9 protein-coding genes and 2 pseudogenes are annotated in these 12,353 nt (G+C 46.9%); 6 read left to right on the forward strand and 5 right to left on the reverse strand.

Features of this window, described 5'->3' with window-relative positions; translation table 11 throughout:
- Positions 1-261: 261 nt before the first annotated feature.
- Positions 262-788, forward strand: a pseudogene (locus tag N0824_RS21745) (transposase family protein); the annotation flags it as partial.
- Between the two features lie 100 nt (positions 789-888).
- Here N0824_RS21745 and N0824_RS12945 read toward each other — a convergent pair.
- The 3 genes and pseudogenes from N0824_RS12945 to kdpA all read right to left on the reverse strand — a co-directional run.
- Positions 889-1,287, reverse strand: a pseudogene (locus N0824_RS12945) (HindVP family restriction endonuclease); the annotation flags it as partial.
- Positions 1,287-3,446 carry a potassium-transporting ATPase subunit KdpB gene (gene kdpB, locus N0824_RS12950; protein ID WP_108937059.1) on the reverse strand — a complete coding sequence of 720 codons (2,160 nt, stop codon included), beginning with the start codon at positions 3,444-3,446 and terminating at the stop codon, positions 1,287-1,289. The gene kdpB and the pseudogene N0824_RS12945, both read right to left, overlap by 1 nt.
- Before the next feature lie 15 nt (positions 3,447-3,461).
- Positions 3,462-5,207, reverse strand: a complete 1,746-nt coding sequence (gene kdpA / locus N0824_RS12955) for a potassium-transporting ATPase subunit KdpA (RefSeq protein WP_108937078.1) — start codon at positions 5,205-5,207, stop codon at positions 3,462-3,464.
- Between the two features lie 239 nt (positions 5,208-5,446).
- On the opposite strand from kdpA, the gene N0824_RS20555 reads away from it, so the two are divergent.
- The 4 genes from N0824_RS20555 to psbM all read left to right on the forward strand — a co-directional run bounded on the left by N0824_RS20555 (position 5,447) and on the right by psbM (position 8,388).
- The gene (locus N0824_RS20555; RefSeq protein ID WP_146184279.1) at positions 5,447-5,650 is read left to right on the forward strand and encodes a hypothetical protein; all 204 of its coding nucleotides are present in this window, start codon (positions 5,447-5,449) and stop codon (positions 5,648-5,650) included.
- 193 nt (positions 5,651-5,843) lie between these two features.
- The gene (locus N0824_RS12960; protein WP_108937060.1) at positions 5,844-6,950 is read left to right on the forward strand and encodes a universal stress protein; all 1,107 of its coding nucleotides are present in this window, start codon (positions 5,844-5,846) and stop codon (positions 6,948-6,950) included.
- A 158-nt stretch (positions 6,951-7,108) separates the two neighbouring features.
- The gene (locus tag N0824_RS12965; RefSeq protein WP_108937061.1) at positions 7,109-7,762 is read left to right on the forward strand and encodes a hypothetical protein; all 654 of its coding nucleotides are present in this window, start codon (positions 7,109-7,111) and stop codon (positions 7,760-7,762) included.
- A gap of 518 nt (positions 7,763-8,280) precedes the next feature.
- Complete coding sequence (gene psbM / locus N0824_RS12970) at positions 8,281-8,388, forward strand: photosystem II reaction center protein PsbM (protein ID WP_002745897.1); 108 nt, start codon at positions 8,281-8,283, stop codon at positions 8,386-8,388.
- A 52-nt stretch (positions 8,389-8,440) separates the two neighbouring features.
- On the opposite strand, the gene argJ is transcribed toward psbM, so the two are convergent.
- A complete protein-coding gene (gene argJ / locus N0824_RS12975) occupies positions 8,441-9,682 on the reverse strand; it encodes a bifunctional ornithine acetyltransferase/N-acetylglutamate synthase (protein WP_002780712.1) in 1,242 nt (413 codons plus the stop codon).
- Positions 9,683-10,039: 357 nt separating this feature from the next.
- Between argJ and N0824_RS12980 the strand changes: the two genes are divergently transcribed.
- On the forward strand, positions 10,040-10,447 hold the full coding sequence (locus N0824_RS12980) for a hypothetical protein (protein WP_002781465.1): 408 nt from the start codon (positions 10,040-10,042) through the stop codon (positions 10,445-10,447).
- Positions 10,448-10,459: 12 nt separating this feature from the next.
- On the opposite strand, the gene N0824_RS12985 is transcribed toward N0824_RS12980, so the two are convergent.
- Positions 10,460-12,109, reverse strand: coding sequence for an AarF/ABC1/UbiB kinase family protein (locus N0824_RS12985; protein ID WP_108937062.1), 1,650 nt, complete (start codon positions 12,107-12,109; stop codon positions 10,460-10,462).
- Positions 12,110-12,353: the final 244 nt, after the last annotated feature.

Genomic DNA, 12,353 nt, shown 5'->3' on the forward strand with positions numbered 1-12,353 from the left:
CTATCGCCGTTACTCTCACCTTTGTATCAATTGTAAATAATTGTTACAAAGTGTATTGACCTTGAGTCCCCTTGCCTAGTTTGGTATCGGGTGATACTAAACGTCGGGACATATAAACAGTTATAAGGTTGGTCTGGGTTGACCTCTTAGATTCAGTCGGGGGACTGAAGACCTTACTAGGCGGTTATTTCAGGCATTTCAGCCCTATTTCATGCCTAAACGTTTCGCACTAATAAAACAAATAGTAACTCAAAAAAAGCCATAAAAAATTACACTTGGGAATACATTCAAAAATATCCGAAACAAACTAAAAGACTATTAGGGATTGACTACCAACAACTAGAACAACTGATGGCACTTGGAAAACTTATACATCGGAAAAACCAATCAGAAATTGAAAAAACCAAAATTAGGATTAATCAACCAGGAAGCGGAACACCTCCTAAATTATCAGAAGAGGAACAAATTGTTCTAATGTTGGTTTATTTAAGACATCATCTAAGCTTTCAAATCTTAGGACTAATGTTTCAAGTGAGTGAATCAAGGGCTCATAATATCTTTACCTATTGGCAAAAACTTTTTGAAGTTTTTTAGAACAAATAAAGAAGTGCCAAGAAGAGGAAATAATAATTGAACAATTAAGGGATTATGAGTTGATTGTCGATAGCGCAGAACAGCCCGTGGAGAGGCCGATCGATTATCAAGAACAAAAAATATATTATTCGGGAAAGCAAAAAAGACATACTTTAAAAAGTCAATTTATTGTCTTGCCAAAAGCTGAAGATATTGCAGGGTAAGAGCATCTCAATTAGGCTTGACAAAAGGCTTTCAGCACAGCCATCATATAGTTATTATCCATGGCCGCCCGTTTACTTTTTTGTGCCAGACTACGTCGGTAAGTGGATTCTTGGTATCTATAGATCTATCATCTATAGCAGGTATCCAATTATCAAATGCAGCCACAATAGTAAACCCCGCTTTCTGGAAACCTAAAGATAAACCACCACAACCAGCGAATAAATCGATTGTGATCATTTTGCTCCCTCCTCTAAATTGACTATCGAAAGCGTAAAATAAATTATCAGAATCGGGAGCTAGACCGTATAACTCTTTTGTACTTAACTCCGCAGGTTTAATTTTAAAATTTTCATCAAGTTTCAGATATACATTTTTCAGTCCTTTCCCATCTAAGTAAGCGCACAAAGAAGCTGGAAATGAGGAATTAAATTGATTTTTACCCCATCTTTCTTTTTGGGTAAAATCCCGAAATATGGCAGATTTTCCCATTACCTCAACCCGATCGCTGAAATTATCTCATCAATAATCTTAATAGCAATAAACGGGGCAATCACGCCCCCCACGCCGTAGATGAGGATATTGCGCCGCAATAGTTGGTCAGCAGTGAGCGGGCGAAATTGAACGCCTTTAAGTGCTAGGGGAATCAAAACGGGGATAATTAGGGCATTGTAGATCAGGGCCGATACGATCGCCGATTGAGCGCTTTTCAAACCCATGATATTTAAAGCACCGATCCCGGCAGCGGCGAAAATCGTCGGGATAATGGCGAAATACTTAGCGATATCGTTAGCTACCGAAAACGTGGTCAGGGCGCCGCGGGTAATTAATAACTGTTTGCCGATGGTCACTAAATCGATCAGCTTGGTCGGGTCGGAATCGAGATCCACCATATTGGCCGCCTCCTTCGCCGCTTGGGTTCCGGAGTTCATTGCCACACCGACATTAGCCTGGGCCAGTGCCGGTGCGTCGTTGGTTCCGTCCCCCGTCATAGCAACTAACTTGCCCTTGGCTTGCTCGCGACGGATCACCTCGATCTTATCTTCTGGGGTGGCCTCGGCGATAAAATCATCCACCCCCGCCTCCGCCGCGATCACCGAGGCCGTGATCTGGTTATCGCCGGTGAGCATGATCGTTCTCACCCCCATGCGCCGTAATTGGTCGAAACGCTCTTTTAATCCCGGTTTCACTATATCTTTGAGATAGATCACCCCGTAGATATCGTTACCCCGACAGACGGCCAGGGGAGTCCCCCCCAAACGGGAAACCCTTTCCTGTGCCTCATCGAGGGTCTCGGGAACAGAACCACCGCGGGAACGGACGAAACCTTTAATCGCGTCTACGGCTCCCTTACGGTATTCCTCGCCGGCCCTATCGGTGCCGCTCATGCGGGTACGAGCGGAGAATTCGATTCCCTCGCCGGGTTGGCCATCGATATCCAGGTTCGCGCCCAAATTCCGGGCTAAGGCAATGATCGAGCGTCCTTCCGGGGTTTCGTCGAAAAGGCTGGCCGCTAGACAGATGCGGGCTAATTCCTCGAGGTTATGACCGTTCACGGGGATAAATTCGTCAGCCAGCCGGTTGCCGAGGGTGATCGTTCCCGTTTTATCGAGAAGGAGGGTATTTACGTCGCCGCAGGCTTCCACCGCACGCCCGGAGGTGGCGATGACGTTAAACTGAGCCACACGATCCATCCCGGCGATGCCGATCGCGCTCAATAAACCGCCGATCGTCGTGGGAATGAGGGCGACGAGGAGCGAGATCAAGATGGCGATACTGGAACCGGCCCGAAAAGTATCCGCAACCGCCGGCCCGAGGCTCGTTTCCAGGAAACCGGCGATATAGTTCCCGATCGAGGGAATCGTGGCCACGACGATTAAAAAGACTTGGGTTAACACGGCCAGAAGTACCGTCAGCGCGATCTCGTTGGGGGTTTTCGTGCGCTCGGCCCCTTCCACAAGGGAGATCATGCGATCGATAAAACCCCGGCCGGGATCTTGAGTGATCCGCACTGTCAACTCGTCCGAGAGAAGCCGCGTACCACCGGTGACGGAACTGGCGATGTCGGTGCCGGGTTGTTTGAGGACGGGGGCCGATTCTCCGGTGATCGCCGATTCATCCACCGAACCGATTCCCTCGATCACTTCCCCGTCGGCGGGAATCACGTCCCCAGCCACCAGTTTTACCCGATCGCCCCGACCCAAGGCCGTGGAACTGACCGACTCGATCGATCCGTCGGCCAGGATTTTTCGGGCGATCGTGTCGCTGCGGGTGGAGCGCAGGGCATCGGCCTGGGCTTTTCCCCGTCCCTCGGCGATCGCCTCGGCGAAGTTGGCGAACAGCACCGTGAAGAAGAGGATCAGGGTGATGATGCCGTTAAGTAGCCGTTGTTGTCCCCTATCCCCTGCGATCGTGCCGAATAGATGCGGGTCGATCGTCACCAAGGCCGTGACGATCGTTCCTAACCAGACCACGAACAGGACCGGGTTACGCACGGCGATGCGCGGGTCGAGTTTGAGGAAGGACTGCCGGATCGCGCTTTGATAGAGACCGGTCCGGTTGACCTTGGGGGTGTGGTGGCGGTCGTCCCGGCGACCTCTCGGCACTCGCAACGGGCGGGGGGACTTAGAATTTCCTTTGTTTGTTCTCATAAATTATCTAAACTCCTAGCCGATCATCCGGGTGATTTGAAAGGCTTCCGCGATCGGACCGAGGGCCAATATCGGGAAGAAAGTGAGCGCACCGAGAATTAAAATCACCCCCGCCGTCACGCCGGTAAAGAGTCCGGTATCGGTGCGGAGGGTTCCGGTGGTGGCGGGAACCGGTTGTTTGCGGGACATCCCATCGGCTAACAAGAGCAGGGCAGCGATCGGGATATACCGTCCGGCGAGTAAACTGAAGCAGGCGCTCAGATTCCACCAGAGAGCGGTCATCGTCGGTTTCGCCCCAGATGCGATCGCAAGCGGTGCGGGTTGGGAATCCCCCAGTCCCTCGAATCCCGACCCGTTATTGGCGGCGGCGGAAGCGTACTCGTAGATAACTTGAGATAATCCGTGAAAGCCGGGGTTACTGATGCCTTGAAAGTCGGGAAAGGCAAGGGCGATCGCTCCGGGGATGAGGATGGCGATCGGGTGAACCAGCAGAATTAAAAAACTCGCTAACACCACTTCCCGCTTCTCGATTTTGCGCCCGAACAATTCGGGGGTTCTTCCCACCATTAGCCCGGTGACGAATACCGCCAGGATCAGATAGGCAAACAGGTAGGCGGTGCCGGTTCCCTGGCCGCCGAAGACGATTTGCAGGAACAGATTCGAGAGGGTGACGAAGCCGCCGTTCGGCATCAAGGAATCGTGCATGGCGATCACCGCACCGCACATGGTGGCCGTGGTAGTTACCGCGTACAGGGCCGATTGCGCCCAACCGAAGCGTACTTCTTTACCCTCGAAGTTAACCGCTCGATCGACCCCTAGCAGGGAGTTAACCGCCTGGTTGCCATTGTATTCTCCGATCGCTGTGATGATCGTAAAGCCGATGAAGATACCGAGGGGAATTAGATAGATTAATCGAGCTTGCTTGAGATTATCGGCGAAAACACCGTAGGTATAGATCAGGGAGGTGGGAATCGAGAGAATCGCCACCAACTGCACCAGATTGACGAATCCGTTCGGGTTTTCAAAGGGGTGGGCCGAGTTGCTGGCAAAAAAGCCGCCGCCGTTTTCTCCCAATTCCTTAATAATCTCGAAGTGGGCCACTGGACCGCGGGCGATCGCCTGACTGAGGTTGGGGTTTTCTAGCGTCGGCAAGATCGCCGGGCCGGCGAGGGTTTCTGGGACTCCAGCGATGATCAGGGCAATTGCTCCCACGATCGAGATCGGTAAGAGGATACGGGTGATCGCTCGGATCAGATCCACGTAGAAATTGCCCAACGGTCGCCCCGTCAGTCCCCGAATAAAGGCGATCGCCACCGCTAGACCGGTTCCGGCCGAGGTGAACATCTGGTAGCCGAGTCCCCAGATCTGACTCCCGTAACTGAGGGTGGTTTCTCCGGAATAATGCTGTTGGTCGCTGTTGGTGATAAAGGAAATCGTTGTATGTAGCATGGTGTCCCAAGTGGGGGCGGGGAGCCCCGTCGGGTTGAGGGGAAGGACTCCTTGGCCCGCAATCAGGGAAAAAACCAGAATTGCTATTACCGCGTTACTGTAGAGAACGGCGCGGGCGTATTGCCAGCCGGTCATATTCTCTTTCCCTTTCACTCCGACGAAGGTATAAAGAAGACTCTCGGCTCGATCGCACAGTGGGTCGAGTAGGGTTCTCCGTTCCATGAACACCCTAGCCATATACCGGCCGAAAAAGGGGGTGATTGCCACGATTATCAGGATCGTGAGCGCGATTTGAATCCATCCTTGCAACATGGTTCGATCAACTCCAAAAAAAGGCCCGTCGAGGCTCGAGCGATGATCGACCGGGAAAATCACGGGTTCGCTGTCTCGAAACCGCTTGAGAAAACCAAGTTTGTCTAATCATTAGCGATCGTTAACAAATGGATGATCGAGGGATTATTATCGCCTCTGCTGGGATGATTATAGCGATTTCTCGCACCTTGACAAGCTATATTTTTTCCGTTCGTTATCCTATCAGCTTTTAGGCACTTATGCAGCAATACCGACAATCAGCAATTATCGGTGACTCTTGGGCTTTTAGGTCGCAAGTGGCTGAACAAACAGGAATAATTATGCAAACGCCATCGCAGAAAACGGGTTTCTCGAAGAAACCCGTTTTCTATAAAGTCTTGAAAAATTGGCGATTGTTTGCACAAAATAATTGGAACAATGGTCTCAATAATTTTCTCTATTAAGTGAACCAAACAGAGGAAAAATGTTCAGAACTAAGCTGTTAATAATTTAAATCGGCGGGCAGCTTACTAAACGTTTTTTCTCCCCCGATGGCTTTTTTGAGTCAGAGAAGGTGAGAATTGATGATATTCAATCCCCCCGGCTACGCTTGAATTATCTTAATCTGTAAGGTAAGTTGCCAAAAAGGAGACAATTGTGCGACGGGGAAGACATAAAATTTTTATCGGGATGGCCCCGGGAGTCGGGAAAACCTACAAGATGCTGGAGGAGGGGCATAGTCTCAGAAAGCAGGGAACCGACGTGGTGATTGGACTGCTCGAAACCCACGGCCGGAAAGAGACCGCCGAAAAAGCCGAGGGATTGGAAATCGTACCGAGAAAAATCCTAGAAAAAGAGGGATTCACTCTCTCGGAAATGGATACGGAAGCGATTATCGCCCGCTCACCGCAGTTGTGTCTGATCGATGAATTGGCCCACACGAATGTACCCGGTTCGGAGCGAGAGAAACGTTTTCAGGACGTGGAGATAATTTTATCCCGGGGAATCGATGTTTACTCGACCGTGAATATCCAGCATATCGAGAGTTTAAACGATCTGGTTGCCCGAATCACTGGGGTGGTGGTGCGGGAGCGAATACCCGATCGAATTTTGGAGGAAGCTGATGAAGTGATCGTGGTAGATGTTACCGCCGAAACCCTAGAAGAAAGATTATTAGCGGGAAAAATCTACGCTCCCGAAAAGATCGAACAATCTTTAAATAATTTCTTTCAACGGCGCAATTTAATCGCCCTCCGGGAACTCGCCCTGCGGGAAGTGGCCGATACAGTAGAAGAAGAAGCGAGTAATTCGACATTTATCGGTCAATCCTGTCCCATTCACGAACGAGTATTAGTCTGTATTTCCACCTATCCCAACTCTTTACGATTATTACGTCGGGGAGCGCGGATAGCGGGGTATATGAACGCGGAATTTTTCGTGATTTTCGTCGATAAACCCGATCGCTTTCTCACCAAAGAGGAGGCTTTACATATCGAAACCTGCGAACGTTTATGTCGGGAATTCGAGGGGAAATTCTTAAGGATTAAAAGCTATCAGGTGGCAGCAGCGATCGCCGAAGTGGCCGAACGGGAACGGATCACCCAGATTGTGATCGGGGAGAGCCTTCAATCGCGCTGGAAGCATTTCATCAAAGGTTCTTTCACCCAAAAACTCATGCGCCTGATCTGGCAGAAAAATATCGATCTTCACATCATCGCCACCGAACCAAAAGTACCGATTAAAAACGCGCGGGCCAAGGGGTAAAAAGGTGACTACCGCTCCGCTATTTACCAACGAAGTGCTGGTGAAAGAATTTTCCTTTTACCAGCAACAGGTTTCAAGATTTTCAGTTCAACTGTTATTTAAATAAGTTTTAGGGGTATCATAAGACAAGAAGCTAATCAATAAGGTGGATATTTACCATGGCTAATTGTCCTAACTGTGGTTCTAATCATATTCAGTTACAACGAGAAACCAATGTTAATTGGGGAAGGGCGGCAGCAGGTTGGGCTTTATTTGGTGTGGTTGGTGGTGCGGTGGGTGCTGTCACTGGAGAAGATAGAAATGTTAACGCCTGTCTTGATTGTGGAACTACTTGGAGAGCGGCAGACTTATATAAAACTCTTGAAATTATCAAGCATTTAACTCAGGAAACACTTGATTTATCTTTAGCAAGAGATAGATTATATCTCAATGATTTTATGGTTGAAATTGGACCCTATCTTGATTCCATTTCAAAAGCAGAAGAAGAAGGGAACAAGATGATTAAAGAAGCAGAATCTAAAAAGGGTCAGGCAGCAGCATCAGGATTTAGCACTGGCTGTCTTATGTCTATATTTGCCGCTTGTGGTGGCGGTTTGACGATAACTGTCCCGATGAGTTTAATAGTTTTTACTGGAATTTTTATCTCGTTGTTATGTTTTTTAATTGGTGCTTCAATCGATGCAGCTAATAGTAAAGTTATCCAAGAAGAAATACAGGGCGCTATAAAAAAAGCAGAAAAAATCAAACAAGAAGCAGACATAGATTTTAACTACAGGATCAAGGATTTTATTGCTAGACATTCTATTAATTAAGAGCTTATTTATCAAGAAAATATTAAGTTAGGCAATCCCTTATTTTTAGAGGAATAATCAAGAGAAAACTTTTCTTTTCTAGAATTGCCAATCGTAATACCATTTTTCTAAAGTAATGGCACAGATGGTTAATTTCCCTCAACCCTTGCCCCCCACCCCCCCCGACATCGGGGGGCAAGAAGGGAGTAGAATGTCTGCCACGAATAAAGAAAAATGGTATAACCTGCGATCGAGCGAAAATAAACTGGTAAAATCTGAATAGAACTCGTTGCTTTTGCGATCGCTAATACCGCATCTACGGCAGTTATCTTAATGGTGAGGTACAAAGCTTTCGTTTTGGGGAGTGAGTCGTCAGTATTCGGGAGACAGGTTTTAGGTTTTGGGGGTTGGGGTTTTGGGGTTTTGGTATCTTAGTTCAATTTCCCCAGTTCCCCTCTCAAATCAGCAACGCCCTCTGGGATGATATTCTAGGAGTTAATCTTTAATGCAAATCCGTTGTCACTTAAGGGAGTTAACTCATGCAGGTAAATAATCTCGGCTTTATCGCTAGTATCCTATTCGTCCTAGTCCCCACCGTTTTCCTCTTGATTCTGTTTATCCAAACCAGAGAGGAAACCGAGGGTTAAATTAGGCCCGGAGAGACCAGTTATTTGGTCTCTCCTTAATTTTTTGGTGGCTCTAGGTGGTGTACTCGGCGTTAATTTTGACGTAATCGTAACTAAGATCGCAACCCCAGGCCGTACCTGTCCCCGAACCGTTACCGATACAGATAGACATTAAAACGGTATCTTCTCGTAAATAAGCCCCGCTGGCTGCCGCTTTCAGGTAATTACTGGCACTAGCTCGATCGAACGCCAGAGGTTGGCCATTTTCCATCATCACGAAGTCGCCTAACTTGATTTGCAGGTCTTCTTGATGGAAGACAACCCCGGCCCGGCCCGCGGCCGCCGCAATTCGTCCCCAGTTAGGATCTCGACCGAAAACCGCCGATTTTACTAAGGAAGAACCGGCAATGGTGCGAGCAATCTGACGAGCGGACTGATCATCGGCCGCTCCCGAAACCCGCACTTCCATTAAACAGGTGGCCCCTTCCCCATCCCGGGCGATCGCTTTAGCCAAGTATTGACAAACTTCCGTTAACATGGCCTCTAACTTTTGGGCATCCCGGCCCATTTCTGTGATCGCCGTGGTGCGCGATTGACCGTTAGCCAAGGCGATCAGACTGTCATTGGTACTGGTGTCCCCATCCACCGTAATCTGATTAAAACTTTTATTAGCCGCCCGACTTAACATATTTTGCCAGAGAACCGTCGATACTGCGGCATCACAGGTGATAAAGGAGAGCATCGTCGCCATATTCGGGTGAATCATCCCCGATCCCTTGGCAATTCCCCCAATTGTGACCGGACGACCATCGATAGTGGTTTGCAAGGCGATCGATTTGGGGACTAGATCCGTGGTCATAATCGCCCGGGCCGTGCTTTCGCCACCATTTTCCGACAATAAACCTGCTAAGGTCGGTAAAGCGGCGGTTAACGCATCCATGCGAATCCGTTGCCCGATCACTCCCGTAGAAGCCAGCAAAATTGCATCGGCGGGAATCCCTAAAACTTGGCTCAAGGCGGCGGCACTATCGAGGGCATCTTGCCATCCGGCTTCCCCCGTGGCGGCGTTTGCCTGGCCGGCATTACACAAAATCGCCCTGGCGCTGGCTTTAGTTTGTAAGCGTTGACGGCAATAATCGACGCAAGCGGCCCGCACTTGACTGGTGGTAAAGACTCCTGCGGCGATCGCTTCTGTTTCCGAGACAATGAGGGCTAAATCGGGCAAACCGGACGGTTTTAGCCCCGCGGCCATCCCTGCGGATTTAAATCCTTTTGGGGCCGTGATCCCCCCCTCTATTTCCTGCCAATCGGCCATTTTCTCCCGTCTCCTACTCAAATTCGACGATCGATTATAGCAAGTAAAAAACACCTCTTGTGAAAATCAAAAATCTTCGGTTAGGTGAGGAGTCAGTAGTCAGTAGTCAGTAGTCAGGAGAATTAAGAATGAATAATTCACAGATTTTAGGTAATTTAATCCTTATTTTTGCCGTTTTTGAATCCTCAAAAATTAATTATGCAAGAGGTCTAAAGTCAAAAAGTAGCAAGGGGTTTGGCTGTTGCGGGTTGGGGAGAGGGGAGAGGGGAGAGGGGAAAAAAGCCGACGGCTGATAATTCCGGGCTGCAAATTAGCTTAAAATACGATTAATTGACCAAAATTTTGGGGCGATAGTTTATGGAACGCGGGTTATTGTGGACACCTTTATTAATTCTATTTATTTGGTTGGCTTGGAGTGGTTGGAATGAATACCAAAAAGTGGAAATCTATCGACAATGGGCCGAAAACTTCGAGCGAGCTAAGTATGATATATATTCTGTCTTAGGTCAAAAAGATAAAATTATCACTTGGGGAAAGCCAACTCGTAAGGGAGTGATTAATTTACAAACTTTTTCCCTAGAGGAGGTCAAAGAAATCCGTCTGCTAGTTAATAATCAAGTGGTGGATTTAGATGCTCTTCCCCCGCAGGGTTCCCCTTTCCTAGAATTTATCTTTAAGGAGCGATCTCCTGAAAAAATTCCCTTTACTGAAGTTGAATTGGCTAGTCGGTGGGCGAAATTTTTACAACAACAAATCTTAATTTAATGGCGATAATTTCTAGCGCAATCTTCCTGATCGCAGGATACCGACAACTAACCATAAACCGATAAAACTAGCTGTAGCAAATAATACGGTACTAATAATAGTTAATTGCCGAGATTGGGTGCTGGCCGTAACAATAGCAGCCCCGATAATTAAGGAACCAATAATCACACTAAAAGCTAGTCGATTGGCGGAATTATCTAAACTGCGACGGAGATTATCTAAGTCGCGAATTTTCAGATTAACATTTAAAGTTTCCGAGGTTAAACCATCTAGTAAAACTTCAATTTGACGGGGATATTTCAGGGAAAAAGATTTCAAGTCTAAAACTGTTCTTAGGGCTGTTTGTAGGGGAGTGCTACCGATTAACTGTTGTTCAAGAATATTAGTTAATAGCGGTTTGACTTCTTCTAGGATATTAATATCAGGATTAAATTTTCGGGCAGTTCCTTCTAGATTAGCGAGACTTTTAGCGAATAAACCTAAATTACCCGGAAGTTTAATTCTATTGCGACGGGCAATTTGCAAAAGTTCATAAACCACCTGACTAAAGTTAATTTGATTTAAATTGAGGTTATAATATTTTCGCAGCATCCGCTCATAATCCACCTCTAATTGTACTAAGGTAATCGGGACTACTGACTCGGATAGTTTAATAGTTAGCTGACTGCATCTTTTCGCATCTAAGTCAACAATTGCTAATAACAATTCTGTTAAAATTTGTTGAGTTTGCGGGTCTAATCTGCCCACCATACCACAGTCAATTAAAGCTACTCTACCATCGTCAAGATAGAAAATATTACCCGGATGAGGATCGGCATGAAAGAAGCCATCAATATAAATTTGTTGAAAAAATGACCGAAACAAAATCCTAGTTATTTCGCTTTTTCTTTGGGAAATTGCTTGCTCAGTTGGCGGTCTAGAAACATCGGCTTCTAAAATTTGTTTTCCTTCTAACCATTCTAACACTAATAGCTTGGAATTAGTTAAGTCCCAATAAATTTTAGGAATAACTAACTGTTTGGGTTCTGACCAACGACTCTGGGTTAAATTATAGCGTAATTGGTCAGTATAATGACCTTCTTGGGTGAAATCTAATTCCGCATTGACTGCTTTAATAAATTCCTCTGCTAAGTCAACAACGTCGTAACTTTGACCAAATTCTGTTAGGGCAACTAAATCAGCAATTCCCTTAATTAAGGCACTATCTTGGGCGACAATTTTTTCGATCCCCGGACGCAAGACTTTAATCGCTACTTCCTCCCCAGATAATAAAGTTGCCCGATGAATTTGCCCGATCGATCCTGCGGCGATCGGTTGGGGATTAATATACTTAAATACCTGTTTAATCGGTTTTGCTAACTGTTCGGTGATGACTATTTCTATATCCGTCCAAGCAACGGGAGGAACTTGCGCTTGTAGGGCAGTTAAAGCCTCGATATAATTAGCGGGTAGCAGATCGGGACGGGTACTAAGTAACTGTCCCAATTTGACGTAAAAAGGCCCCAATTCCACGAGAATTTTTTTGAGAACTTCTGGGGTGGGAATCTGGGGATTTTCTGTTTTTCCTAGGGTTAAAACCCCGCGCATATAGTCCCAACCGTTGCCGAGAACTATCTCAAGGATTTCTTTTTGTCTTTGACTGGTTTGGGGTAGTGAGAACACGGTATTATCAGTTATCAGTGATCAGTTATCAGTTATCAGTGGGTAAGTTACCAGTGATCAGATTTGAGTTTTAAGTGAGCAGTATTAAGTAGGTAGGCGTTAAAAATTATCAAATACCCCCCTTATCAAGGGGGGATTAAGGGGGGCAGGGGGGATCAGAGACAAAATCTATCTTCAATTTAATTATAACTACTTACTTAAATAGAGGTTTCCTACTGTCTTTTCACTGATTACTGATTACTGT

The sequence above is a fragment of the Microcystis sp. 0824 genome (assembly GCF_003112475.1).
Taxonomy (GTDB): Bacteria; Cyanobacteriota; Cyanobacteriia; order Cyanobacteriales; family Microcystaceae; genus Microcystis; species Microcystis aeruginosa_C.